The organism is Streptomyces sp. NBC_00158, assembly GCF_045160885.1.
Lineage (GTDB): Bacteria > Actinomycetota > Actinomycetes > Streptomycetales > Streptomycetaceae > Streptomyces.
Map to the genome: position 1 here is coordinate 324,206 of NZ_CP108161.1, position 25,248 is coordinate 349,453.

General features: G+C 73.3%; 23 protein-coding genes. 11 read left to right on the plus strand and 12 right to left on the minus strand.

The window, feature by feature from the left end; genetic code table 11:
• Both OG553_RS01440 and OG553_RS01445 read right to left on the minus strand, forming a co-directional pair.
• Window positions 1-801, minus strand: coding sequence for an amino acid ABC transporter permease (locus OG553_RS01440; RefSeq protein ID WP_405977169.1), 801 nt, complete (start codon window positions 799-801; stop codon window positions 1-3).
• Window positions 798-1,565: an ABC transporter substrate-binding protein gene (locus OG553_RS01445; RefSeq protein ID WP_405982917.1), complete on the minus strand. Its 768-nt coding sequence runs from the start codon at window positions 1,563-1,565 to the stop codon at window positions 798-800. Before OG553_RS01445 ends, OG553_RS01440 begins: the two co-directional genes overlap by 4 nt.
• Before the next feature lie 678 nt (window positions 1,566-2,243).
• Between OG553_RS01445 and OG553_RS01450 the strand changes: the two genes are divergently transcribed.
• The 4 genes from OG553_RS01450 to OG553_RS01465 all read left to right on the plus strand — a co-directional run bounded on the left by OG553_RS01450 (window position 2,244) and on the right by OG553_RS01465 (window position 6,611).
• Entirely contained in the window at window positions 2,244-3,770 is a 1,527-nt protein-coding gene (locus OG553_RS01450; RefSeq protein WP_405977170.1) for a glycosyltransferase, read from the plus strand.
• A gap of 12 nt (window positions 3,771-3,782) precedes the next feature.
• On the plus strand, window positions 3,783-4,538 hold the full coding sequence (locus OG553_RS01455) for a PIG-L deacetylase family protein (RefSeq protein WP_405977171.1): 756 nt from the start codon (window positions 3,783-3,785) through the stop codon (window positions 4,536-4,538).
• Window positions 4,535-5,758, plus strand: a complete 1,224-nt coding sequence (locus OG553_RS01460) for an MFS transporter (protein WP_405977172.1) — start codon at window positions 4,535-4,537, stop codon at window positions 5,756-5,758. Before OG553_RS01455 ends, OG553_RS01460 begins: the two co-directional genes overlap by 4 nt.
• Window positions 5,759-5,939: 181 nt before the next feature.
• A complete protein-coding gene (locus OG553_RS01465) occupies window positions 5,940-6,611 on the plus strand; it encodes a transcriptional regulator (RefSeq protein WP_405977173.1) in 672 nt (223 codons plus the stop codon).
• 66 nt (window positions 6,612-6,677) lie between these two features.
• Here OG553_RS01465 and OG553_RS01470 read toward each other — a convergent pair whose 3' ends face one another.
• Both OG553_RS01470 and OG553_RS01475 read right to left on the minus strand, forming a co-directional pair.
• Complete coding sequence (locus tag OG553_RS01470) at window positions 6,678-8,138, minus strand: nucleobase:cation symporter-2 family protein (protein ID WP_405977174.1); 1,461 nt, start codon at window positions 8,136-8,138, stop codon at window positions 6,678-6,680.
• Window positions 8,139-8,777: 639 nt separating this feature from the next.
• Window positions 8,778-9,440, minus strand: a complete 663-nt coding sequence (locus tag OG553_RS01475; RefSeq protein ID WP_405977175.1) for a DUF4360 domain-containing protein — start codon at window positions 9,438-9,440, stop codon at window positions 8,778-8,780.
• A gap of 265 nt (window positions 9,441-9,705) precedes the next feature.
• Here OG553_RS01475 and OG553_RS01480 point away from each other — a divergent pair, with 265 nt between their 5' ends.
• Window positions 9,706-10,659, plus strand: coding sequence for a nucleoside hydrolase (locus OG553_RS01480; RefSeq protein ID WP_405977176.1), 954 nt, complete (start codon window positions 9,706-9,708; stop codon window positions 10,657-10,659).
• 5 nt (window positions 10,660-10,664) lie between these two features.
• Here OG553_RS01480 and OG553_RS01485 read toward each other — a convergent pair whose 3' ends face one another.
• Complete coding sequence (locus OG553_RS01485) at window positions 10,665-11,486, minus strand: helix-turn-helix transcriptional regulator (protein ID WP_405982918.1); 822 nt, start codon at window positions 11,484-11,486, stop codon at window positions 10,665-10,667.
• A gap of 141 nt (window positions 11,487-11,627) precedes the next feature.
• Here OG553_RS01485 and OG553_RS01490 point away from each other — a divergent pair, with 141 nt between their 5' ends.
• Entirely contained in the window at window positions 11,628-13,046 is a 1,419-nt protein-coding gene (locus OG553_RS01490; RefSeq protein WP_405977177.1) for an MFS transporter, read from the plus strand.
• Between the two features lie 44 nt (window positions 13,047-13,090).
• On the opposite strand, the gene OG553_RS01495 is transcribed toward OG553_RS01490, so the two are convergent.
• A complete protein-coding gene (locus OG553_RS01495) occupies window positions 13,091-14,848 on the minus strand; it encodes an IclR family transcriptional regulator (RefSeq protein WP_405977178.1) in 1,758 nt (585 codons plus the stop codon).
• 5 nt (window positions 14,849-14,853) lie between these two features.
• Window positions 14,854-15,432 (minus strand): RNA polymerase sigma factor, encoded by a 579-nt coding sequence (locus OG553_RS01500; protein WP_241253482.1) that lies wholly within the window; start codon window positions 15,430-15,432, stop codon window positions 14,854-14,856.
• Between the two features lie 437 nt (window positions 15,433-15,869).
• On the opposite strand from OG553_RS01500, the gene OG553_RS01505 reads away from it, so the two are divergent.
• Window positions 15,870-16,301 carry a VOC family protein gene (locus OG553_RS01505; RefSeq protein WP_405977179.1) on the plus strand — a complete coding sequence of 144 codons (432 nt, stop codon included), beginning with the start codon at window positions 15,870-15,872 and terminating at the stop codon, window positions 16,299-16,301.
• A gap of 65 nt (window positions 16,302-16,366) precedes the next feature.
• On the opposite strand, the gene OG553_RS01510 is transcribed toward OG553_RS01505, so the two are convergent.
• Window positions 16,367-16,987, minus strand: coding sequence for an NADPH-dependent FMN reductase (locus tag OG553_RS01510; protein ID WP_405982919.1), 621 nt, complete (start codon window positions 16,985-16,987; stop codon window positions 16,367-16,369).
• 320 nt (window positions 16,988-17,307) lie between these two features.
• On the opposite strand from OG553_RS01510, the gene OG553_RS01515 reads away from it, so the two are divergent.
• Window positions 17,308-18,051, plus strand: coding sequence for a polysaccharide deacetylase family protein (locus tag OG553_RS01515; protein WP_405977180.1), 744 nt, complete (start codon window positions 17,308-17,310; stop codon window positions 18,049-18,051).
• A gap of 85 nt (window positions 18,052-18,136) precedes the next feature.
• Here the strand turns inward: OG553_RS01515 and OG553_RS01520 are convergent, their stop codons facing one another.
• Window positions 18,137-19,048 carry a hypothetical protein gene (locus tag OG553_RS01520; protein WP_405977181.1) on the minus strand — a complete coding sequence of 304 codons (912 nt, stop codon included), beginning with the start codon at window positions 19,046-19,048 and terminating at the stop codon, window positions 18,137-18,139.
• A gap of 441 nt (window positions 19,049-19,489) precedes the next feature.
• On the opposite strand from OG553_RS01520, the gene OG553_RS01525 reads away from it, so the two are divergent.
• Complete coding sequence (locus OG553_RS01525) at window positions 19,490-20,599, plus strand: mechanosensitive ion channel family protein (RefSeq protein ID WP_405977182.1); 1,110 nt, start codon at window positions 19,490-19,492, stop codon at window positions 20,597-20,599.
• A 22-nt stretch (window positions 20,600-20,621) separates the two neighbouring features.
• Here OG553_RS01525 and OG553_RS01530 read toward each other — a convergent pair whose 3' ends face one another.
• Window positions 20,622-21,476, minus strand: a complete 855-nt coding sequence (locus tag OG553_RS01530) for an SDR family NAD(P)-dependent oxidoreductase (RefSeq protein WP_405977183.1) — start codon at window positions 21,474-21,476, stop codon at window positions 20,622-20,624.
• 89 nt (window positions 21,477-21,565) lie between these two features.
• Between OG553_RS01530 and OG553_RS01535 the strand changes: the two genes are divergently transcribed.
• Window positions 21,566-22,018, plus strand: a complete 453-nt coding sequence (locus OG553_RS01535) for a MarR family winged helix-turn-helix transcriptional regulator (protein WP_405977184.1) — start codon at window positions 21,566-21,568, stop codon at window positions 22,016-22,018.
• A 44-nt stretch (window positions 22,019-22,062) separates the two neighbouring features.
• Here the strand turns inward: OG553_RS01535 and OG553_RS01540 are convergent, their stop codons facing one another.
• The gene (locus tag OG553_RS01540; protein WP_405977185.1) at window positions 22,063-22,935 is read right to left on the minus strand and encodes a PhzF family phenazine biosynthesis protein; all 873 of its coding nucleotides are present in this window, start codon (window positions 22,933-22,935) and stop codon (window positions 22,063-22,065) included.
• 10 nt (window positions 22,936-22,945) lie between these two features.
• Window positions 22,946-24,211 (minus strand): MFS transporter, encoded by a 1,266-nt coding sequence (locus tag OG553_RS01545; RefSeq protein ID WP_405977186.1) that lies wholly within the window; start codon window positions 24,209-24,211, stop codon window positions 22,946-22,948.
• Between the two features lie 80 nt (window positions 24,212-24,291).
• Between OG553_RS01545 and OG553_RS01550 the strand changes: the two genes are divergently transcribed.
• Window positions 24,292-25,158, plus strand: coding sequence for an ArsR family transcriptional regulator (locus tag OG553_RS01550; RefSeq protein ID WP_405977187.1), 867 nt, complete (start codon window positions 24,292-24,294; stop codon window positions 25,156-25,158).
• Window positions 25,159-25,248: the final 90 nt, after the last annotated feature.

Sequence of the window (25,248 nt, forward strand, 5' to 3'; positions counted from 1 at the left end):
TCACGTGGCCTTGTCGGCACGGGCCTCGAGGCGGCGCACCACGAAGCTCAGCGGCACGGTCACGAGGAGGTAGCACAGGCCCGCGACGAGGATGGGGGTGGAGTTCGCGGTCTCGCTGGCGAGGTCCCGGCCGAACTTGGTCAGTTCCCGCTCCTCCAGCGTCACGCCGAGGAAGAGCACCAGTGAGGAGTCCTTGAAGAGGAGGACCAGTTCGTTGGTGAGCGGGGGGATGACGATGCGGAACGCCTGGGGGATGACCACCGACACCATGGCCCGGCCGTGCGAGAAGCCCAGCGAGCGGGCCGCTTCCATCTGCCCCTTGGGCACGGCCTGGATGCCGGCGCGGATCGTCTCGGCCATGTAGGCGGCGGCGACCAGGCCGAGGCCGAGCGCGACCTTCCCGTACGTGCCGCCGGGGATCGCGGTGCCGGGGAAGGCCAGGGGGACCGCCACGCCGACGAAGATGAAGATCAGCAGGGCGGGCAGGCCCCGGAACAGCTCGATGTAGACGCTCGCGACCCAGCGGTACGGGGCCACGGAGGAGAGCCTCATCATGGCGATGACCAGGCCGAGCACCAGCCCGAACAAGAACCCGGAGAGGGTGTACACCACCGTGTTCCGCAGGGCGATGGTGATGATCTTCGGGAAGAGCCGGAGGGCCAGGTCCGTCTGCGCGAACTGGTTCTGCAGCCGGCCCCAGTCGGCGAGTACGCCGACCAGGACCAGTACGGCCGCGAACACCGCGTACTGGACGCCCTGCCAGACGCGGCGCCGCTGGCGCCGGGTGAGCCGTGAGGTCACGGCTTCGCCTGGGGCAGCGGGCCGATCCACTGTTCGTAGATCTTCTTGTAGGTGCCGTCGGCCTTGGCGTCGGTGACCGCCTTGTCGATCGCGGCGAGGAGGGCGGTGTTGCCCTTCTTCACGGAGAAGCCGTACTTCTCTCCGGTGTCGATGTTCTGCCCGAGGACGAACTCGGAGGAGTTCGCCGGGTCCTTGAGCCAGCCCTGGACGACGGGGTAGTCGATGACGACCGCGTCGACCTGGCCGGTGCGCAGGCCGTTGAGCACCGCGTCCGAGCTCTCGAAGGCGACGGGGTTGAAGCCCTGGGCCTTGGCGTAGCTCTCCCCGGTGGTCTCCGCCTGCGCGCCCAGCTTCTTCCCCTTGGCCTTGAGGTCGGCGAGGGAGGTGATGCCGCTCTTCTTCGTGGCGAGCAGGGCCTGGGTCGCGTCGAAGTAGGGGACGGAGAAGTCGACGTTCTTCTTGCGCTCGTCGGTGATGGTCATGCCGGCGGCTGCGAGGTCGCACTGGCCGGAGTTGAGGAAGGCGCCCGTCTTGAAGTTCTCGAACGGGGTGTCGAGGATCTTCTGTTCGACTTCGAGCTTCTTCGCGACCAGGTCGATCAGGGCGACGTCGAAGCCGACGACCTTGCCGTTCTGCTCGAACTGGAACGGCGGGTAGGGCAGGTGGGTGCAGGTGGTCAGCCTGCCCTTCTCGACGACGCTCACGCCCCCTGCCGCCTCCCCCGGCCCGCCCTCGCTGGACGAGCAGCCCACGGCGAGGAACATGCCCGCGGCGGCGGCGGTGCCGGCCAGGGCTCGCAGGCGCCGGCGGGAGGGGTGGTGACCGCCGTCGCGGTGACTGCGCTGTCCTTCGGCCGTCCGGAACACGGTTGACCTCCACGGGGGGTGCGGGGGGAGCGGCGGTCGCGGGAGGAGACCGTCCGTCGAGATCGTAAGCCCCTGCGGCGCACCGGCAAGGGACCGTGCGCGATGCGGCGCGAAGCGTCCTGCCGCGAGCCGCCGGGGCGGGAGGAGTACCGCGGACGAATGGCGTACGGCATTCCCGGTGCGTTCTCGTCAATACTTCGTCAACGGCCTTCCCGGGTTCCCTCCGGGCGGCCTTCCGCGCTCGCGGAGAATTCCCTGATGGGAGCGTTCCCGTACCCCGGACGGGCGACCCCGGGGGCCCGTCCGCGCGTTCACCGCGTGTGCGGGAACACATGTCACGACTGTGGACCTCGTGTCAGGATCGGGGCGGGACGACGCGGATTCCTCCATATGCCGACACATCCTCACTTCCCCGCCGCCCGTGACCGTTTTCCCACGCGGGGATTTCCCCACGGCCACAACAGGCCGGAGCGGCCGGAATTCGACCACGGGTCGAGCGGCTTTCCCCTCACCGTCCACCCCGACACTCCCGGGAAGGCGAATATCGTGACACGTCTGCGCCATGGAAACAGGCTGTTGCACAAACTGTCGGTCCAGGCCGGGTTCCGCCCGCCCGGACGGGCCCCGCAGGCCCGCGGGAGGCGATTACCGGGCTCCCGGACGCTCCACTCCCCCGCCCGGACACCGGCCGCGCCCGAGGTGGAGCTGCCCGGCACGCCGCTGGACTGGATCGAGCCGTTCGTGGGGAGCGAGCGCACGGAGACCGTACGGGACACCCTGCACGGGGTGCGCGAGCTGCTCGACGGGCGCACCGTGTGGCACATCAGCGACAACCCGGTCCGGGGCGGGGTCGCCGAACTCCTGCGGGCCAATCTCCCCTACCTGGCGGGCGAGGGCATTTCCACCCGCTGGACCACGCTCGACGGCCCGCCCGAATTCCGCGCGTTCACCAAATCCCTGTACTACCGGCTGTGCGGCGTGGCGCCGGAGGCGGACGCCGCCGACCTGGAACGGGGCCGCCGGATGTACGAGCGGATATGCGCGGAGAACGCGGCGCGGCTCGTCCCGGCCATGGACCGGCGTTCCATCGTCGTCGTCCACGACCACCAGACGGCCGGACTCATTCCCCATCTGCGCGCGGCGGGCTGCACGGTACTGTGGCGGGCCCATATCGGAACGGCGCTGCGGGAGGACCTGGCGGCGGGCGGATGGGATTTCCTGCACCGCTACATTTCCTGCGCTCACTGCCACATCACCTCCTATCCGGGAGTCCTGCCCGCCGGACTGCCGGCCGTGGACCGCCGCGTCCTGCGGCCGTCCATCGATCCGCTGTCCCCCAAGAACGTCCCGCTGCACCCCGGCACCGATCCGTCCCGTCTGCTGGCCGCCGCCGGGCTGATCGAGGAGGAGGCCGGTGCCCCTCCCGGGCGGCACGCCCTGACCGACCTGCTGGTGCGCCAGCCCGCGCGGGTGGTGCGGGACGGCGGTCCGGCCCCCGCGGGCGCGCCCCTGGTCACCCAGGTCAGCCGCTGGGACCGGGTCAAGGACATCCCCGGCGTGATCCGCGGGTTCGCCGAGTACGTCGATCCGGCCTTCGGCGCCCACCTGCTGCTGGTCGGCCCGGAGACCAGGGGCGACCGGCAGGCGGAGCGGGTCTTCGCCGAGTGCCGCCAGGTGTGGGCGGGCCTCGGCCGGCGGGGCCGGCGCGTCCACCTCGTCCAGGTGCCGACCGGCAACCCCTCGGAGCACGCGCTGACCGTCAACGCCATCCAGCGCCGCTCGGCCGTGGTGATCCAGAAGAGCCTGGCCGAGGGCTTCGGCCTGACCGTGTCCGAGGCGGCCTGGAAGGGACGGCCCGTGGTCGCCGCCCCCGTCGGGGGCATCCGGGAGCAGGTCGAGCACGGCGCCACCGGACTGCTGCTCTCGGACCCCCGCGACCTGCGGGGGCTCGGGGAAGCGGTCAACCGGCTGCTCTCGGACCGCGGTTACGCGGAGGAACTCGGCCGGGGCGGCCACGAGCGCGTGCTGCGGCGCTTCCTCACCGACAGCAGCGTCCTCGGATTCGCGCGGGTCCTCTCGGACGCCGCCCAGCGCTACCGGTAGAGGAGCCGAAGCATGACAGCGGTACGCATCCTGGCCTTCGGGGCCCATCCCGACGACGTAGAGCTCTTCTGCGCGGGGACGCTCGCCCACTACGCCCGGCAGGGGGCCGAGGTCACCGTCGCCATCGCGACCAACGGCGAGCTCGGTTCACGCACCCTGTCCCCCGCGCAGACGGCCGCGGTCCGCAAGGAGGAGGCGCGGCGGGCCGTCGGCGTGCTCGGCGCGGAACTCCTGTGGCTGGGGCAGCCGGACGGCTTCCTCTTCGACACGGCGGACACCCGCCGCCAGGTCGTCGAGGTGCTGCGCCGGGTCCGGCCGGACGTCGTCCTCGCCCACCACCCCGACGACTACCATCCCGACCACCGGGCCGTGAGCCGGCTCGTCGGCGCGGCACGGCTGCTGGCGCGCGAGCCCGCCCTCTCCACCGGGAGCCCCGCCACGGACCGGGTCCCTCCCCTCTTCCACATGGACACCCTGCTGGGGACGAACGCGGGCACCCCTGACCTGTGGGTGGACATCACGCGGACCATGGCGGTGAAGGAGGCCATGCTGGCCGAGCACACCAGTCAGAACAGCGCCCGCAAGGAGCGCAAGGGCGCCGACTTCCTGGACCTGACCAGGCAGCAGGCGGCGCACCGCGGTCTGGAGGCGGGCGTCCGGTACGCGGAGGCCTTCACCTGCGCGCCCTCCCACCCCGCCGCCTCGGTGCACGACCTGGTCCCGGAGGGTACTGGCATCCGCCTCCCGGTCCTGCCCGCGCAGCGGTGAGCGGCGCGAAGGGCGCGGGTGCGAAGGGCGGGGGTGCGGCCGCCCTGTACGCGGTCTTCTTCCTGAACGGGATCGTCCTGGCGAGCTGGGCCCCGCGCATCCCGCAGGTCAAGGAGCAGCTCGGGCTGTCGGACGGTCAGCTCGGCACCGCGCTGCTCGGGGTGGCCCTGGGTTCCGTGCCGGCCATGCCCGCGGCCGGTCTGCTGGTGAACCGCTTCGGCAGCAGGCCCGTGGCCCGGGCCGCCGCCCTCGTGTACGCCCCCGCCATCGCGCTGCCGGGACTGGCCGGCTCGCTGACCGGGCTGCTGCTGGGACTGGCCGTCCTGGGGGCGTCGGTCGGGGCGCTGGACGTGGCCATGAACGCGCACGCGGTGGACCTGGAGCGGCGCACCGGCCGGGCGCGGCTCTCCTCCTTCCACGGCCTGTTCAGCGCCGGGGCGCTGGCGGGGGCGCTGCTCGGCACGGCCGCGGCCGCCGGGGGCGTGGCGGCGCGTACGCAGTTCACGGTGTCGGCGGTCGTGGGGGTGGCCGCGGCCGGGCTGGCGGTGGCGGCACTGCACCCGGCCCCTCCTCCCCCGCCCGCGCCGGCGGTCCGGGACGCCGACGGGCGCCGGGGCACGGGCGGTGGGGCGGCCCGGCTGCTGCCGCTCAGCGCGCTGGGCCTGTGCGTGCTGCTGGTCGAGGGGGTGATGACCGACTGGAGCAGCGTGTACGTGGCCGACTCGCTGGGCGCGGGGCCCGGTGCGGCGGGCGCCGGGTACGCGGCGTTCGCGCTGGCCATGACGGCCGGGCGGCTCGGCGGCGACCGGGCGGCCACGCGGTCCGGTCCGGTGCGCGTCGTGCGCGGGGGTGCCCTGCTGAGTGCCGTGGGGGCGGTGGCGGCGCTGGTGTCCGGGCATCCGGCGGTCACGGTGGTGGCGTTCGGCGCGGTGGGGCTCGGGATCTCGGCGTCGTTCCCGCTGGTGGTCGGCGGGGCGAGCCGGATCCCGGCCGCCGCCGCGGGGACCGCCGTGGCGACGGTGTCCACCACCGGCTACTTCGCCTTCCTCGCGGGACCGCCGCTGATCGGCTTCCTCGCCTCCCACAGCAGCCTGCGCGCCGCCCTCTTCCTGGTACCGGCCCTCGCCCTGGCGGCCGCCGCACTCGCCGGCTCACTGCCCGCCACGGGACCCGGGAAAGACGTTCCGCTTCCCATGGAGGAAACCTCTACCGGCCATTGATCACGCCAGATATCCCACATCAATGCCTTTGAAGTGAAGGGAAGTTACCGGTTACAACCTTTCGAATCTCTGTTACTGTGCCCGCTCCTGGTGTTCGTTCAGCATTCCGTTTCCCAGAGGTGGCGTGTACGTGTACAGCACTCCGTTTTCCCCCGCCGGGGCCAGATCGGCCCGCGCCCGCATGGGTCTGAGCACGGTTCAGGTGGCCGAGGCCATGGCGGCCTGCGGGAGCCCGGTCCATCCCGCGGTGGTCGCGGCCTGGGAGCAGGGCTCCCACGTCCCTTCCGACCAGCACCTGTTCGCCCTGGCCGACGTGCTGTGGTGCGACGCGACGACCCTGATGGGGACCGCGCCGAGGACCCTCGCCGAGTTCCGGCTGGCCCGCCGGCTGAGCGTGGAGCGGCTGGCGTACCGGCTGGGCATGGACCCGTCGGAGTACCGCGCCGCGGAGGCGTCGGGGCAGTGGCACGGGGACTCCCGGCAGACCAGGGTTCTGATGGAGGCCCTGGGACTGTCCCTGCGCGCGCTGACCCTGGTCACGGGCCGCGCGGAGGAGCTGGAGGAGCACCTGCGGTCGGCGGTGGCCGGCCGCTGGAAGACGTACGTCGATCCCGTGGTGGAGATCGTCTCCGTCGACGCGACGAGCGTGGGCGACGCCCTGCGGACGATGCACGCGGAGCTCGCCGCCTTCTCCGAGCGGTACATGGGGCATCTGGTCGCCCGCAACGACGACGCCCGGCTGAAGGAGACGGCCGCGGAGCGGTCCGCCTACCTGCGCCGCCTGCCCGACCACTTCTGGGAACTGGTCGGCGATCAGGGCGAAGCCGCGCCCGGCCGCCCGGCGGGCGGCTGACGCGGGGAGGCGGGCACCCGGGCGGGCCGGGAGGGGGTTCGGTCCCCTTCCCGGCCCGCCCGTGCGTCAGCGGGCCGGCGCCCAGGCCGCCGGGCCGGGCGGGCCCTCCTCCTCGGCGTCGCGGTCGACGTGGTCGGCCTGGTCGACGTCGTCCCAGTCGATCTCCATCGTGCTGCGGCTCGTGAAGACGTTGAACAGCAGGTTCAGCAGGATCGCGGTGAGGGCACCGAGCGTGATCCCGCTGTCGAGCACGGCGCGGACGTCGTCGGGCATGCGCTCGAAGAAGGGCTTGACCGTCGTGGGCAGCAGCGCCATGCCGAGACTGACCGCCAGGATCAGGGTGTTGCGCTCCTCCCGCAGGTCGGCCTTGGCCAGGATCTGGACCCCGACGGCCGCGACGATGCCGAACATGGACACCGCCGCGCCGCCCAGCACCGGGTGCGGGACGGAGGCGACCAGACTGCCCGCCTTCGGCAGCAAGCCGAGCACGATCATGAACACGCCGGCCGCCACGACGACGTAGCGGCTCATCACCTTCGACATCCGGACGATGCCGATGTTCTCGGCGAAGGCCACGTAGGGGAAGGAGTTGAGGACGCCGCCGAGGACGGTGGCCACGCCGTCGGCGCGCAGGGCGCGCGCGACCGTGTCGGCGTCGACCTTCTTGCGGGTGATCTCCCCGATGGCGTAGACGTCGCCGGTGGTCTCCACCATGGTGATCAGCATGACGACGAGCATCGCGGCGATCGGGAGCAGTTCGAAGCGCGGCATGCCGTAGTGGAAGGGGGTGGTGACCCCGATCCAGTCGGCCTGGGCCACGGCGCCGAAGTCGACGTCCCCGAAGAGCCAGGCGACGGCCGTTCCGGCGACGAGGCCGAGGAGGACGGCGAGGCTGCTGAGGAAGGGCCTGCCGACGCGGACCAGGGCCAGGATGAAGAGCAGGGTGCCCAGCGCGTACGCGAGGTTCTTCGCGGACCCGTACGCGGGCGTGCCGATGAGGTGGGCTCCGCCCGCCGCGTCCTGCAGGGCCACGGGGATGAGGGTGATGCCGATGATGGTGAGGACCGTGCCGATGACGACCGGCGGGAAATACTTCACCAGCCTGCCGAAGAGCGGGGCGAAGGCGAAGGTGGCGATGCCCGCCGTGATCACCGCGCCGTAGACGACGAGCAGGCCGGCGGTGCCGCCGCCGGCACCCAGGCCGATGGCGATCATGGGTGAGACGGCGGTGAAGGTGACCCCCTGGACCAGGGGGAGGCGGGCGCCGGTCTTCCGTACGCCGAGGGCCTGGATGATCGAGGCGATGCCGCAGGTGAGGAGGTCCGCGTTGATGAGGTGGACGAGCTCCTGGCGGCTGAGCCCGAGGGCGTTGCCCAGGAGCACGGGGACGATGACGGCCGCCGCGTAGAACGCGAGCACGTGCTGGAAGCCGTACAGGGCGAGCTGGGGGAACGGGAGGAGTTCGTCGACGGGGTGTATGCCCTGTCGGACGGACTGCCGGGAGGACTGTCTGGTGGCTCTTGCCATCTCTGCCTTGCCTTCGCGAGGTAGGTGAATGAGAGGACCGCCGCGCTCCAGCCCCGGGGTGGCGGGGCGAGCGCAGGCCGGCTCGCATTGAGCCGACGTCGGGCGGTGTTGCCGACAGCACGTCGCTCTGGATGCAGATGCGCGTCCCGGATTGGCGGGACATCCTTCGATCGCCAGCCGGATCCCTGACGGGGCATGGGATCCGAAGGAACATTCGACCGGAGGGCGCTCACCATAGCCAAAGGGCGGGTTTCCTCGCGAGTAACCGGAGATTCCGCTTCCCTATCGAGACCTGCGCGGGTCGGCCCGGGGGCCTGCGAGACCTTCCCCGGCGGGCTCGGCGGGGGCCTCCGGCTCGTCCAGGTCCTGGAGGCCGGGGAAGCGGTAGGGGTCGAGCGCCCACTGCGGCGTGCCGGAGGACAGTCCGTACGTCGGTGCGGTGTTCACGGTGCTCATGGGACCTCCCGTAGTGGAGTCATCACTGAACGTCATGACTCGTCACTCTCCGCGTCTGGTTGCCGGGGGTGGGCATTCCCACCCGAACGTCCCCAATGACATCTCTTCACACCAGCTCCGGGCATGCGCGAGGGGCCGGGCCCGGGAAGGTCCCGGACCCGGCCCCTCGCGGTCCGGCGGACGTCAGCGCCGCTGCGGGCACGTCTTCCAGGAGAAGTGGTACACCGTGTTGAAGCTGCCGTCGGTGGAGTCCATCGCGACGAAGCTGGTGGTGTTCGCCGTGTCGGAGGAGCCGGCCTGGGCGCGCAGCTCGGTGTTGATGTTCAGGTTCCGCTTGGCCCCGCAGGGGTGGAAGACCAGGGCCTCGACGGGCACCGCGTCCGACACCTGCCAGTTGCCCTCGGCCGGGCCGTTCAGGGTGTGGCTGCGGTAGGCGGTCTGCTGCATGCCCTGGAAGTAGTAGCTGGCGTTCTGGGTGGCGCTCGCGCCCTGCGCGATGCTGGCGAAGCCCCGGTAGTCCGCCTTGGCGATGGCGTACGTGTAGCCCTGTGGCACGTTCACGCTGAGGCCGAGCTGGCAGTTCTTGCGGAAGTCGGTCGCCTTGGCGTCCTTGCCGACCTGGGCGAGGTACTCGCTGTACGTCACCGTGAACGCCGTGTTGTCCGGGGAGACCGCGACGTTGGCGGTGCCGGGGCGACAGCCGGAGCCGTTGACCTGGACCACGTCGACGGTGATCTGCCCCGGGGGCGCGGGGAACGGCAGGGCGGGCGCGGCGCCCGCGGAGGGCGTGAGGGCGGCAGCGGCGAGCGCGGCGGCCGCGCCGGCAGTGAACACCGTTCTGAACATGGGGAGTCCTTCCGATCGCTGCTGTGCGTGATCGGCACGAACCGTTCCACACTCCCCGCGGCCTTCGGCGCAGGCGCGGCAGCCGCCACGCCCGCCGCCCCGCACGCGACCCCCGTCCGGGGTAGTCATCCGACCATCACACCGGCGAACCGGCACACCGGGCGATGTCCGCCACGCCCCGGCCGCGTTTTGGCTCGTAAGGGGCGGCCCGCGCGTCCGTCCGGCGGCAGACTGGGCCGTCCAGGCCCACGAGGAGGTCCAGCGCGTGCCCGTTCCGATCATCATCGACTGCGACCCCGGACACGACGACGCCTTGGCGATCATGCTGGCGGCGGGGGACCCCGGCGTCGACCTCCTCGCCGTCACCACCGTCGCCGGGAACCAGACGCTGGAGAAGACCACCCTCAACGCCCGCCGGGTCCTGACCCTCGCCGGTGTCACGGACGTGCCCGTCGCCGCGGGCTGCGACCGGCCGCTGCTCCAGCCGCTGGCCGTCGCCGCCGACGTGCACGGCGAATCGGGGCTGGACGGACCGCGGTTCCCGCCGCCGACGGTGGACGTGGTCCCCGAGCACGCGGTGGACCTCATCCACCGGATCCTGATGGAACACCCCGAGCCGGTCACCCTGGTGCCCACCGCCCCGCTGACCAACATCGCCCTGCTGCTGACCCGCCACCCCGAGAGCGCCGCCCGGATCCGCGAGATCGTGCTGATGGGCGGCTCGGTGGGGCCGGGCAACCGCACGCCGGCGGCCGAGTTCAACGTCTACACCGACCCCGAGGCCGCCGCCGTCGTGTTCGGCAGCGGCGTACCGGTGACCATGTGCGGGCTCGACGTGACCCACCAGGCGCTGGCCACGCCCGAGGTGCTGGCCCGCTTCGAGGCCCTCGGCACCGGGATCGGCCACGTCTGCGTGGAGCTGCTCGGCTACTTCGCCTCCGCGTACCGCCGGCTGTGGGGCATGCCCCACCCGCCGCTGCACGACCCGGTGGCGGTGGCCCGGGTGATCGACCCGGCGATCGTGGGCTGCGCGGACGCCAACGTCGTGGTCGAGCTCCAGGGCCGCTACACCCGCGGCGCCACCGTCGTGGACCTCCACCAGTACGTGGGCCGGCCCGTGAACGCCCGCGTCGGGACCACCCTGGACGCGGAGCTGTTCTGGGACCGCATGGTCGGCGCCGTGGCCGCCCTCGGCTCCCGCGACCCCCGCCCCGCCTGAACCGCTCAGCCCGCCACCGGATACATCAGGCCGCGCCGCCCCTCGGGCGAGGTGAGCCACTCCAGCTTCTCGGCGGTGTCCGTGCCCGGCAGCGGGGTGTGCAGCACGATCGACAGATCGGGCCGCGCGGGCACCCGCAGCTGGGTCGACTCCACGTGCAGCGCGCCGACGACCGGGTGGCTCATCCGCTTCTGCAGCTGGCCGCCGGGCCGGATGTCGCGGCGCTTCCACAACGCGGCGAACTCCGGGCTGAGTTCGAGCACCTCGGCGACCACCGCCCGGAACCCGTCGTCCCCGGGGTGCTCCGAACACGCCGCCCGGAACTGGGCCACGACATCGCAGGCGTTCCGCTCCCACTGCGGGGAACGCTCCCTGTAGATCGGGTCGGTGAAGAAGGCGATCAGGCAGTTCTGCACGGTGTCCGGGCTCATCCCGAAGACCAGCGCGGCCGCGTCGTTGTACATCACGGTGTTCCAGTAGGTGTCCATGATGTGCGCCGGGAAGGGCATCCAGGCGTCGATCAGCCGCCGCAGGCCTTCGCACATGTCCCGGTCGCCCGGGGCCACTTGCAGCGCGGGCGGGTTGAGTCCGGCGAGCACGTACAGGTGCCGCCGCTCCGCGCTGGTCAGCTTCAGCACCCGGCTCACGGAGTCGAGCACCTGAGCCGAGACGGTGATGTCGCGGCCCTGTTCCAGCCACTGGTACCAGGAGACGCCGACCCCCGCCAGCACGGCGACCTCCTCCCGGCGCAGCCCCGGCGTGCGGCGGCGGGCACCGCCGTCCGGGAGCCCGGCCTCGGCCGGCGAGATCCGCGCGCGCCGGCTCATCAGGAACTCCCGCAGCTCCGTCCGGCGGTGCTGGTCGATCGGCGTTGCCACGAATTCCCCCTGTTCGGCCCCCTGGTGGTGCCACCAACAGGATAAGTTCCCACTCTTCACGGGCATTCCCGGGCCGCGAGGGTGGTGGCCATGACGACAGACACACGGACCCCCGAGATCAGCGGGCCGCACACGGCGGCACCCGAGAACACGCCCCGGCTCACCGGCCGGGCCAAGCTGGTCCTCTTCGTGCTCTGCGCCGCCCAGTTCATGGTGGCGCTCGACTTCTCCGTGCTGAACGTGGCGCTGCCCGCGCTCGGCAGGGACCTGGGCCTCGGCGGGTCCGGGCTCCAGTGGGCGGTGACCGCGTTCACCCTGCCCTCCGGCGGATTCCTGCTGCTCTTCAGCCGGATCGGCGACCTCTACGGCCGCAAGAGGCTGTTCCTGGCCGGCCTCGCCGTCTTCACCGCGGCCTCGCTGCTCGCCACCTTCGCCTGGGACCCGGCCTCATTCCTGGCCGGGCGCGCCCTGCAGGGCCTGGGAGCGGCCGTCATCGTGCCGACCGGCATGTCGCTGCTGACGACCACGTTCCCCGAGGGCCCGCTGCGCGACAAGGCGCTCGGCATCTCCGGCACCCTGCTGTCCCTGGGCTTCACCGTCGGCATGGTGCTCGGCGGTGTCCTGACCGACACCCTCGGCTGGCGTTCGACGATGGGCCTGCTCGCGGTCGCCGGACTGCTCGTGCTGTTCCTCGCGCCGGGGCTGCTGTCCGAGTCGCGCACCCCGGAGCGGCCGCGCCTCGACGTGCCGGGCGCCGTCACCGTCACCGGCGGTCTCCTGGCCCTGATCTACGCCCTGTCGACGGCGGCCGAGCGGGGCTTCGGCGGCACCGACGTCCGGGTCTCCCTGGCGGCCGGGCTCGTCCTGCTCGCCGCGTTCGTGGTGGTGGAGTCGAAGTCCCCCGCCCCGCTGGTCTCGCTGCCGATGCTGGGACGGCGCACGGTGGCCTGGGGCAACATCGGCGGCCTGGTGACCTTCTCGATGATGTCGACGGTCGTCTTCGTGCTGACCCTGTACCTCCAGGAGACGCTGCGCCTGACCTCCTTCCTGACCGGGCTGGTCTTCGGTGTCCAGGGCGTCACCTCCGCGCTCGCCGGCGCGTACGCCCCCCGGTTCATCGGCCGCTTCGGCGCCCGCCGCGTCCTCATCGGGTCGCTGCTCGCCCAGGGGGCCTTCACCGCGGCGCTGCTCGGCACGGGTACGGAGTCGGGGGCCCTGCTCGCGGCGCTGGCCGTGTCGGTGGCCAGCATGGGCCACCTCGGCGCGATCATCTCGTACGGGGTGATCGTGACGAGCGGTGTGCCGGACGAGGAGCAGGGGCTCGCCACGGGTCTGGTGACCACCACCCAGCAGGTCGGTCTGACCGTGGGCATCCCGCTGCTCGGTGTCCTGGCCACCACGCAGGACGTCCTGTTCGACGGGGTACGGCTGGTCCTGGGCATCGACGCGGCCGTCGTGGTCGCCGCGGCCCTGCTGGTCGCGGCCGGTCTCGGCCGGCGGAAGGCCTGACGCGCGGCGGAGGCCGGCCCCGGGTGCGGGGCCGGCCGTTGTCGCTAGACGGTGGTGGAGAGGAAGGTGCTGTGGAGTCCGGCCGGGGCCGCCGCGGGCCGGAACCACTGGGGTCCGGGTGCGGGGGATGCGCTGCGGGCCGGTTCCGGGGCGGGCTGGGCGCTGCCGGCCACGATGAGGGCGAGTAAGACCGCGGCGGCCTCGCTCTGCAGGATCCGGGCGGCCTGCCTCAGCCGGCCGGGATCGGGGACGGGGATGGACAGGGCCACGCATTCGGCGTTCGGGCCCGAGGTGATGGGGACGGCCGCGCACACCGTGCCGAGGGCGTACTCCTGGAGGTCGAGCAGCGGGGCGTTGGGCCTGCGCGTGTCGAGCTGGTGGAAGAGGGCCTTCTCGTTGCCGATGGTGTGCGGGGTGAACCGGGACATCCGGTGCCGGTCCAGATGGTCCTTCCTGTCGTCGTAGTCGAGCTGGGTGAGCAGGGCCTTGCCGACGGCGGAGGCGTGGGCTGCCGACCTGAAGTCGACCCACTCCTCGACCACGGGTGCGCCGGGGCCGTCGGCGTACTGTGTGATGGAGACCTCGCCGTCGGTGTAGCGGGCCACGTAGACGGCGGCGCCGACGGCGTCGCGCACCCAGGAGAGGGTTTCCTTGAGGTGGCCGCGCCCCTCGCCGCCCGCCGCGTCGGTGAGCAGCAGGGCGCTGCCCGCGACGTAGGCGTCGGGTCCGGTCGGTGCGGCCAGGCCGGCGCGGACGAGTTGTTCCACGGCCCGGGCGATCACCAGCTGCGGCAGTTTGGTCTCGCGGGCGATCTGGGTGAGGCTGACGCCGCCCGAGTACCGGTTGACCACCTCCAGGACGCGCAGCGCCTGGTGGACGGATTCCAGCGCGGCGGGGGCCGGCTGTCCTTCGGGGCTCTTGCGCGCGGCGTGCGTCAGGTGGGGCTGCTTGAGCGCTTCGAGCGCCCACGCGTTCGCCTCCCCGGTCAGGTGCAGGGGGTTGAGGCGTGCGTGGTGGGCAACGGCCACGGCGACCGGTGGGCTGGGTGTGAACACGTCGCCCAGGTCGGGGTGTTCGTGGTGGGGGCGGGCCGCGACGGCCTGCCGCAGCCGTGCGGGCAGCCGGTAGGGCGGCCGCGCGGCCCGGCCGGGCCCGCGGGTGAGGGAGCTGAGGTCCTGGGTGGTGATGGGCGGGGAGGTCCAGATCACGGAGGCGGCCAGGGCCTCTTCGAGGTCCTCCGGGATCTGCGGGAGGTGCGGCAGGTGTTCCTCCGCGGTCAGGGTCCGGGCCTGCCGCTTCCAGTGCCGGGCGGTACGGACCTCGGCGCGGGAGAGGTGGTGGAGGTAGAGGCACTGCGCGGCGGTGCGGGAGCCGGCCCCGGCCGCGTACTGGAACCAGAACCGCGCCCCCTCGGTCCGCTCCGTCAGGTGGAGCAGACAGCCGAACAGCAGGGCCGAGTCCACTCCGTGGGGCCAGGATTCGGCGTGCAGGGCGAGCTCCGCGAAGTCCCGGCTCTCCACGAGGGACCAGGTGACGTCGTCCAGGACGCGGGCCGCCCGCACGTGGCAGGCGGCGTCGAGGACCAGGTCGTCGTGCTCGGCGGGCGGGGTCTGCCCGCGGGCGGACAGGTCCGGGCCGGTGGCTCCGCCGATCGCGGAGCGGGCCCGGTCGGCCACGATCCGGCGGGCGATGCGGCGGCGGGCCGCGCCCTCGTCGTAGCCGGCGTACTCCTCCGCGAGCACCGCGGCGTTCTTCAGGGCCGCGTCCAGTTCGCACAGCGGCATGTCACGGTCAGCGGGCATGTCGCTCACTGGTCCTTCTCCTCTCCGGGGATCCAGTCCACCCCGAGCTTGCGGGACAGGGTTCGGCGTGCGCCGCGTACGTGCGAACGGACCGTCGCGGGGGAGATCCCCATCATGCGGGCGACCGTGTCGGAGTCGTTGCCCAGCAGGAACGCCAGCAGCACCACGTCGTACTGCCGCTCCGACAGTTCCGCGATGGCCGCGTACAGGCCGAGCTTGGACTCCAGCAGTTCGAGCCGTTCCCGTGACGAGCGGCGCAGGGCCGAGAACCACGCCGTCTCCACCATGGCCACCTGGCGGCCGAGGGCCGCCAGCCGGCGTTCGACGTGTTCGCGCAGCACCGCCCAGGCGAAGCCGTGCAGGCTCGCCTCCTTGAGGGCCTGGCGCCACACCTTCAGCAGGAAGGTGAACACGTCGTCGACGACTTCCTGCGCGTCCTTGGCGTTGCCCAGCTGGAGGTGGGCGTAGCGCAGGTACGCTCGGTGCTGCTGGGAGTGGAACGCGGTGAACTCCACGGGCAGGACGCCCGCCAGTTCGCTGGAGACCGTCTGGTCCCCCGCTGGGTCGAACTCGCCTTCGCTCATGCACTCCCCCACCGTTGCTCGTCGCCGCCCGCCAGGGCGGTGGGTGTCACATCGCTCGAGAAAACACGGACCGTGGTGGTGACTATCAGCGCGAGGGCGACAATCTCGGCAACATTCACTTCGGCGCGGAACCTTCCGGGTTGCGTGTGGGGTGGTCGGCTGCCTGCCCCCGTGTGCGGCAGCCGTGGAGCGGCAAGCGCCCCCCATCACCACCCCATCGGAAATCGCGCCCGATCGTGCAAGCCGGTCCCGGAATTCTTCCGGAAGAGTGGCATCCGACGTCCCGCGCGCCCCCTTGGCACCAGCGCGCGCCCCCGGGCGCGGGTACGCGCCCCGCTCCGGGACGTGGCCGTGCCTGCGGGCGTCATGCCGGTTCCTGCGGGAGACTCGGTCCCGCTGCCGCGCCGGATCCGCCGGCGCTCCCGAGGAGGCTCCGCGTGAACTGGACGCTCGAAGTCGTTCCGGTACCCGTCACCGACATGGACCGGGCCAAGGAGTTCTACGCCGACGCGGTCGGCTTCGGGGTGGACCTCGACGACGAGGTCGCCCCCGGTGTGCGCATCATCCAGCTGACCCCGCCCGGGTCTCGCTGTTCGGTGGCACTGCTCCAGGGCATGCCTCCCGCGCCCGGTACGGCGGAGATGGCGCCGGGCACGCTGCACGGCCTCCAGCTCTGCGTCACCGACATCGAGGCGGCCCGCGCGGAACTGGTGGGGCGGGGCGTGGACGTCTCCCCCGTGCGCCACCTCGGGGCGGCGGGCTGGGAGGACGGCAAGGGCGACACCTGGAACTCGTTCCTGACCTTCCGCGACCCGGACGGCAACGGCTGGGTGGTCCAGGAGGCGCCCTCGGAGCTGTCGCGGCGCTGACCGGGGCCCGGGCGGGGCGGGGGCCCCGCCCGGGTTGGGCTGCTGAGTCCTGGGCGGGGCGGCTCTCAGTCCTGGGCGCGGGCGGTGACCGGGGCGTCGCTCCGGTCGCCGAGGAACTCGTACCAGCGGCGCTGGAGGCACAGGTAGCGGGTGTCGGCCTCGGCGAGGTCGAGGAAGGAGTCGACGGTGGCGGCGAGGCGCTCGCCGAGCCCCCGGTCGCCCAGCGCGCCGTCCTCGGTGAACTCCTGATGGGCCATCGCCAGGCTGAACATGTCGGGGTAGACCCGCGCCCCGAGGTGTTCGAGCGGGACGCGCAGCGCCCACAGGCCCCGGTTGCCGCCGACCATCGACGGCGAGGCCGACACCAGCAGGACCTGCTTGTCCTTGAAGGGCTGCGGCCGGACCCGGGAGACCCAGTCGACGGCGTTCTTGAGCACGCCCGGGACGGAGGCGTTGTACTCGGGCGAGGCGATGACCAGGGCCTGCGCCGCCTCGATCCGCTCGCGCAGGGCCAGTGCGCCCGGCGGCACGCCCTCGTCGGCCTCCAGGTCGCCGTCGTACAGCGGCATCGGGAAGTCGCCGAGCAGGGCGGGCTCGGCGGTGGCGCCCGCGCGTACCACCAGGCTCGCGACCAGGGCGGCCAGGCGTGCGTTGACCGAGCCGGTCCGGGAGGAGCCCGAGAGCACGAGGACGTGGAGCGAGGACCTCCCGGTGAGTTCCCCGTCGTGGGGGCGTGCCGGGTCCGACGGGAAGCGGTCCTGGTCGGTGGTGTTCACGGCTGTCTCCCTTGCCGGTGCGCGGCCTGCGCTGACGCAGGGGCGGGTGCCCGAAGCGGACTGTACGGTGCCGCCGGCCGGCGCCGGGGCCGGGCGCACCGTGTCCGGGTGGCGCGGCGGGCGGAGATCACCCGGCTGCCCGGCACGGCTGCGCGGCGCAGCCGGTGGTGCCCTCGCACACTCGTGGCAGTGCCGCGCTGTGCGGTGCGCCGGCCGAGGGAGCGACTGTGGTGGATGTGGGACGACGTGCCGCGATGGCGGCGCTGCTGGCCGCGGGCCTGGCGCCCGCGGGGAGTGCGTTCGCCGCGGCGGCGGGGCCCCGGCCGCCGGCGTCGCTGCTCGGGCAGGAGATCCGGCGGCTGCCCACCTCGCGCCGGGTGGTGGCGCTCACCTTCAACGCGGCGTGGGACGAGAGCGGCCTCGACACCGTCCTGGCGGAACTGCGGCGGCGGAAGGCGGCGGCCACGTTCTTCCCCACCGGCCTGTTCGCGCGGGCCCGCCCCGCGGCCGTGCGGGCGATGGCCGCCGCCGGGCACGGGCTGGGCAACCACTCCCACAGCCACCCGTACTTCGACGACCTGGACACGGCGGAGCGGGCACGGGAGGTGCGCACCGCCGACGCGGCGATCCGCGAGGCGTCCGGGGCCGAGCCGCTGCCGTTCTTCCGGTTTCCGTACAGCTCGACGACCGAGGAGTCGGTGGCGGACGTCAACGGCCTCGGGTACGCGGCGATCGAGTTCACCAACGACACGAACGGCTACCTGGGTGAGGCCGGCGGGATGACGGTGGACAAGGCGGTACGCAGGGCGGTGGGCTCCCTCGGTCCCGGGGCCATCCTGCAGATGCACGTGGGCAGCAGTGCGGGGGACGGGGTCGTCCTCGACGCGCAGGCCCTGCCGCGGATCATCGACGCGGCCGTGGAGGCGGAGTACGCGATCGTCGACCTGCGCGAGTTCCTCACGCCCGCGCCGTGACGGACGACCGCCCGCTCCCCCGGCCCGGCGGGCCGTGGGAGCGGGCGGTCAGGGTGTTCCCGTCCGTCCCGTCAGGGTGCGGCGACTACCACCAGATGACGACGTAGCCGGGGCCACCGGGCTGCCCGGCGGTGCCGCCGCGGGCGACGACGCTGTCCGCGACGCGTCCGCCCGGACCGCCGTCGCCGCCGTCGACGGCACCCGTAGGCACGCCGACGATGCCGTCGGGGGCGGTGCCGCCCGTGCCGGGCGCCCCGGGCAGGGTGGTCGTACCGGCGGCGGCATTGGTGCCGGCACCGCCGGTGCGGTTCACCCCGCCCGTGGAGCAGGAGCCGCTGCCGCCCCCACCTCCGGAACCGGGGGCACCCGCCGTGGAGGGCAGGAGGGCGCCGCCGCCACCGCCACCGCCACCGCCACCGCTGGCGGTCAGCAGCGTGGTGTTGGTCGCCGTGGCGACCACGGTGGTGGAGGCACCCGAGCCGCCGTCACCGCCGTCACCGCCGTTCACGGTCGCCGAGCCGGCGGCGGTACCCGCCGTGCCGGCCGTACCGCCGGTGCCGACGTCCACGCCGTAGTCGGCCAGCGGGCGCACGTTGAGGGTGCACCAGGTGAAGCCGCCAGCTCCGCCGCCGCCGCCCGAGCCGCCGGGCCGGGCCGTGCTGTTGGCGGTGGCACCGCCACCGCCACCGCCACCACCGCCGGCGCCCCAGGCCTGGACGAACACGGTCGTGACGCCCGCCGGCACGGTGAAGGTGTTGTCGGTGGTGAACTGGCGCAGACCGTGCGGGAACTGCACGGGCTTCTTCTTGTGGTCGTCCTTGCCCTTGTCCTGGTTCCTCTGCTGGTCCTGCGCCGACGGCTTGGGCCCGTCCGCGACCGCCGCCGGGGCGGTCGCCACCAGCTGGCCGGACAGGGCCGCGGCCGCGGCGATGGAGGCGAGCAGCACCCGGGACCGGGTCCGGGTCCGTTGGGACACCTTCTGAGCGTTGAGGTTCATGACTTCCTTCCCCGCCGGCGCTGAGGACCGCCGCGGGAGCGCGAGGGAACGGTTGCGTGGGCCCCCGTGGCCCGTCGGGCGGGCCGGGCGCCTCTCCACGCGCTGCACATATCACCGCTCCCCGCCACCCGGGCCGGTCCGACAGGCCGGGGGTGTGGGCTGGTCAGGTGAGCGGTTCGTCAACCCGGAGCAACACCGTGGTCCCCCGTGCGGGGATCGCGGTCCGCTCCCCGGCGGTCCGGTGGAACGGCGGGGTCCGGGTGCGGGGGCGCCGGGGGCGTGGGGCAGGATGACGGTGCGTTCGGAATGCGTACATCCGCTCCGCTCCCCCCAACGGGGCTGCGCACGACACGACCTGACAGGTGACAAGGTGACGACAGAGCACATACGACGGCCGGCCGCGGCCCGTTCCCTCGCCCTCCACGGTGCGGGGGCTGGGCGGTGACCCGGGACCTCCTCCTGCACGACTGGGTCGTGGCCGGTATCGCCCTGGCCACCGGCGGTGTGGCCGGTCTGGTGCTGCGGGCGCTGATGAAGTGGCTGGCCAAGCACGCGAGCCGGACCAAGTGGAGCGGGGACGACGTCATCGTCGACGCGCTGCGCACCATCGTGCCCTGGGCGGCCGTGATCGCCGGTGCCGCGGTGGCGGCCTCGGCGCTGCCGCTGACGGCGCGGGTCGGGGGCGTGGTCAACCAGTCGCTGACGGCGGTCCTCATCGTCATCGCCACCCTCAGCGCGGCCCGGGTCGTGGCGGGCCTGGTGCAGTCGGTGGCGGCGTCCCGCACGGGGGTCGCGGCGTCCGCGACGATCTTCGTCAACATCACCAGGATCGTGGTGCTGACGATGGGCGTCCTCGTCGCCCTGGAGACCCTCGGGGTGTCCATCGCCCCGCTGGTCACCGCACTGGGGGTGGGCGGTCTCGCGGTGGCGCTGGCCCTGCAGGACACCCTCGCCAACCTCTTCGCGGGGGTGCACATCCTCGCCTCGAAGACCGTCCAGCCGGGTGACTACATCCGTCTGACCAGCGGCGAGGAGGGGTACGTCGTCGACATCAACTGGCGCAACAGCGTGGTGCGCAACCTGTCGAACAACCTGGTGATCATCCCCAACGGCCGGCTCGCGCGGACGAACATGACCAACTACAGCCAGCCCGAGCAGAAGCTGTCGATCCTGGTGCAGGTCGGGGTCGGCTACGAGAGCGACCTGGAGCACGTGGAGCGGGTGACCCTCGACGTCGTCGACAGCGTGATGGCCGACATCGTCGGCGGGGTCCCGGACCACGAGGCCGCGGTCCGCTTCCACACCTTCGGGGACTCCAGGATCAACTTCACGGTGATCCTGGGCGTGGGCGAGTTCAGCGACCAGTACCGGATCAAGCACGAGTTCATCAAGCGCCTGCACCAGCGGTACCGGACGGAGGGCATCTCGATCCCCGCGCCCGCGCGCACGGTCTCGCTCCGGCAGGACGAGGCGGGGGCGCCGCTGTCCGTCCCGCCGGTCCCGCACCAGCGGGACGCGTCGTCCGAGGTGCTGGCGGACCGGCGGCGCTAGCCGGACGGGGGCCGGGGGCGGGTCAGCCCACCCAGGCCCCCGTCATGGCCTGGACGGCCGAGCCGTCCAGGTCGGCGAGCTTGAGGCCGACGAAGTCGCGGGCCCAGTCGGAGGTCTGCACCCGGAAGGCCGGCTTCTCTGCGGTCAGCGCCTCGATGACCGGCGCGGCCGCCTCGGCCGGGGTCTGGGCCCCGTTGTACGAGGTGACCGTGTGCTCGACGTAGTTCCGCAGCGCCGGGGCGTAGGGGCCCGCGGCGGTGAGCATGGCGGGCAGGTCCACCCCGATGGAGTTGACGAACTCGCTCGCCACCGCGCCCGGTTCGACGAGGGTGACGGCGACGCCGGCGGTCGCGGCGACCGGCGCGAGGGACTCCATGAAGCCCTCGACGGCGAACTTGGCGGCGCAGTAGGCCTCGTTGAAGGGCTGGCCGATCACGCCGCCGACGCTGGTGACCGTGATCAGGCGGCCGAGCGAGGCGCGCAGGTGCGGCATCGCGGCGCGGGTGACCTGGACGACTCCGAAGAAGTTGACCTCCATGGTGGCGCGGACGTCCTCGACCGTGCCCTGTTCGATGGTCCCGACCCGGCCGGCGCCGGCGTTGTTCACCACCGCGTCGAGCCGTCCGTGCTCGGCGAGCACCTCCTCCAGGCAGGCTTCGATGGACGCGGGGTCCACCACGTCGAGCCGCTTGACCTGGACCAGGTCCTCGACCCCCGCCTCGGCCGCGGCCCGGCGCAGCGGGCCGGCCTTCGCGGTGTCGCGCATGGTGGCGACGACCTGCCATCCCGCCCGGGCGGCGAGGACGGCGGCCGCGAGGCCGATGCCGGAGGAGGTGCCGGTGATCAGGACGGTGTTCGGGGTGCCGGTGGTGCTCATGGGAGGGCTCCGGGGATGAGGGAGGAATTAGGTGTGTGCACACACAATATATTTACGTGCGTGCGCACGCAAGCAGCTAGGCTGCCCGTATGGCGCGCATAGACCTCACGATGGGTGACCTCACCGCCCGCGACCACGCCTTCTACGGCCTGATCTGGGCGGGGACCACCCTCTCCGCCCGCATCGACCAGGAACTCACGCGGGCCCACGGCCTGCCGCTGTCCTGGTTCGAGGTGATGCTGTGGCTGAACGGCCAGAGCGAGCCGGTCGCCGCCTCCGCCCTGGGGGCCAAGACCCTCCTCAGCCGCAGCCAGGTGTCCCGGGTCGTCGACCAGCTCCAGGCCCGGGGCCTGGTCGCCCGGGTCCCCTCCCCCACCGACGCCCGCTCCGTGTGCGTGCACCTCACGCCCGAGGGCCGCCGCGCCTTCGCCGAGGCCGACGCGACCCGCCGGGAGGCCCTGCGGGAGGTCTTCGACGACCGTCTCGACGAGGCGGACATCGCCGCCCTCGAAACGGTGTGGGCGAAGCTCAAGCGCCGCTGATCCGGCCGGCCCCGGCCCCGCCGCCGGCGCCGCCGCGGCGTCGCTCAGGGCAGTTCCGCCAGGGTCCCCTCACCGAGCAGGACGACGGGGCCGCCCACCTCGACGCCGCGGACGTCCGTGCCGCTCCCGTACGCGGCGACGGTCATCTCGCCGGAGCGGCCTGTGAACCGGCCCTGGCGCAGCGGTACGGGCTCCCCGTCGCCGATGCGGCCGTGGCGGCGCAGGTACGCGGCCGCGCAGCCGGCCCCGCTGCCCGTGGCCACGTCCTCCAGGAGGCCGTCGTTGGTCCAGTGCCGTCCCTCCCGCGCCCCGGCGTCGAGGAGGTAGGCGTAGTCGGCGCCGAGACGGGCGAGCGCGTCGTCGAGCGGGGCGGTGATCCGGGCCCGCGCCAGGGCGTCCCCGCGTACGGGGAGGACCAGGTAGCGCAGGCCGGTCGACACCGTCTCCGGGGGCAGCGCGGGGTCCAGGTCGCGGGCCCGCAGGGAGAAGCGGGCGGCGATGGCGGCCGCGGGCGCGCCCTCGTGGCGGCCGAGGAACTCCGCGGGGCCCTGGTCGAGCACGGCCGCGTACCGGCGCGGCCCCTGCCGGCGGGTGGTCACCCGCACGGTGCGGGCGTTCAGGCGCAGGGTCCAGTCGGCGGCACCGGTGCCGGGGGCGTCCAGGGCGTGCAGCACGCTCGCGGCCCCGATGACGGGGTGGCCGGCGAAGCCGAGTTCCCCGGTGAGGTCGAAGACCCGGGCCCGGCAGGTGCGCGGGAGCGCGGGGTCGCGTACCAGGAACACCGATTCGAAGTGGCGCAGTTCGCGGGTGACGGCCAGCATCTGGGCGGCGGTCAGCGCTGCGGCGTCGGGGAACACCGCGAGGCTGTTGCCGTTGTAGGGGCGGGACGTGAAGACGTCGACGTGGTGGTAGCGCATCGGGGGCCTCCTACGGGCTGACGAGGGGCCGGACGGCGGGGCCGGCGGGTGCGGACGGCAGGTCGCGGGCGGTCCGCAGCGGCGACAGGAGGAGGGGGAGGACGGCGAGCAGCTCCCCCACCGCGCCGATCCACATCGCCGGCCGGGCGCCGAGCCACTGTCCCAGCAGTCCGCCCGCGAGGGCGCCGACGGGCATGGCTCCCCACACCACGAAGCGGAACGTGGCGGCGGTGCGGCCGAGCAGGTGCTCGGGGCAGACCCGCTGCCGGTACGCGACCGAGGTGATCTTGAAGGTCATGAAGGCGGTCCAGCCCAGGCCCTGGAGGGCGACGGCGGCGGCGAACCGCCAGTCGTCCCGGTAGAGGGGTACGGCCGACAGCCACAGCACCCCGCTGACGGCCACGGAGGCGCACATCGCCCGGCCCTGGCCGAACGCTGCGGCGACGCGCAGGGTGAGCAGGCTGCCGAGGAGGCCGCCGAGGGCCTCGGCGGTGAACACGGCCGCGCACAGCAGCGGGGACAGCCCGAGCTCCCCCGCGAGCAGCACCATCAGCATGGCGGCGCCGACGGTGCCGAACAGGTTGGAGACGGCGGAGGCGGCGGTGATCGCCCGCAGCGTCCGGTCGCCGAGGAGGAAGCGCAGCCCCTCGGCGATCTCGGCGCGCAGGCCCGTGCCGCCGCGTGCGGCGGGACGCGGCTCGGGGCGGCGCACCCGCGAGACGAGGAACGCCGAGAGGAGGTAGCTGGCGGCGTCGGCGGCGAGGGCGACGGGCGCGGTCAGTGCGCCGACCAGGGCTCCGGCCAGGCCCGGCCCGCCGACCTGGGTGATGTTGCGGGTGGTCTCCAGCCGGACGTTGGCGTCCGCCAGCCGGTCCGCGTCGACCAGGCGCGGCAGCGCGCTCTGCGCGGCCACGTCGAAGAAGACCGTGCACACGGACATCCCGAAGGCCACGGCGTACAGCTGGGGCAGGGACAGCACGTCCAGCCAGGCGGCCGCGGGGACGGACAGCAGCAGGGCGGCGCGGCCCAGGTCGCCCGCGATCATCACGGGGCGGTGGCGCAGCCGGTCGACCCAGGCGCCCGCGGGCAGGCCGATCAGCAGGAAGGCCAGGTACTCGGACATCACGAGCAGTCCGGCCTCGAAAGCGGTGGCGTCCAGGGCGCCGATGGCCACGAGCGGCAGCGCGAGGAGGGTCACGGCGGAGCCGGCCTGGCTCACGGTGTCGGCGGTCCACAGGCGGCGGAAATCGGCCGGGAGGGGGTGGCGGTTCTTCATGTCCGCGAAGATGTCGGCCGCTGGGGTGGCGGGGCCAATGTTTTAGGCTGTGCGAAAAGGTCCTGCTGGGGGGTGGGTGCGTGGGTGAAGTGCGGTTCGGGGTGCACGACATCGCCGGCATCAGGTTCGCGGTCTCTCCGCTGTGGGAGACGGTCGCCGGCTTCCGGGCCACCATGGATCCCGGGCGGCACGCGGTGCATCTGCCGTGGATCAAGTCGGCGTTGCCGCTGCGCGAGGAGCGCTCCCTCGCGGGGCGGATCGCGCCGCTGCGCGCCGCGGCCGCCTCCCCGGGTTTCGGCACTCCGCCGCCGCGCTGCCCGCTGGCCGAGTTCGAGGAGGAACTCGCCCTGGCGCAGGCCGCGCCGGAGCTGGCCGAGGCCCTGCGTGCCTGGTGGGAGGCGGCGGTCCGGCCGTACTGGCCGCGGATCCGGGCCGTGCTGGAGGCGGACATCGCGTACCGGACGCGCCAGCTGGCCGAGGACGGCATCCAGGAGGTGTTCGCCCGCCTGCACCCGTCGCTGCGCTGGACCGGCGACCGGCTGGTGTCCGCGGACCTGCCCCCGGCCGGGCCGGACCTCGGCGGCACGGGCATCGTCCTGGCCCCCAGCGCGTTCGCCGCGCGCTGCCACCTGCTGGCCGGAACGGCGGCCGCCGCCCCGGCGCTGGTCTACCCCTCGCGGGCGGTGGGCGGGCTGTGGGAGCGGCGCGGCACCTGCGCGGACGGGCTGGCCCGGCTGCTGGGCCGCAGCCGGGCCCGGCTCCTCGCGTACACCGGCTCGCCCAGCACCACCACGCAGCTGGCGGCCCTCAGCGGGCTCAGCCTCGGCGCGGTGTCCCAGCACCTGTCGGTGCTGCGCGACGCCGGACTCGTCACGAGCCACCGCTACCGGCGCGAGGTGCACTACACGGCGAGCGAGCTCGGCACCGCCCTGCTGGAAGGGTCCTGACCGGCCCGCGCGCGCCGGCCGCACACCGCGGGCGGCTCAGCCCGTGAACAACTGGCGCATCTTCAGGGCGAGTTCGTACATGCCATAGCC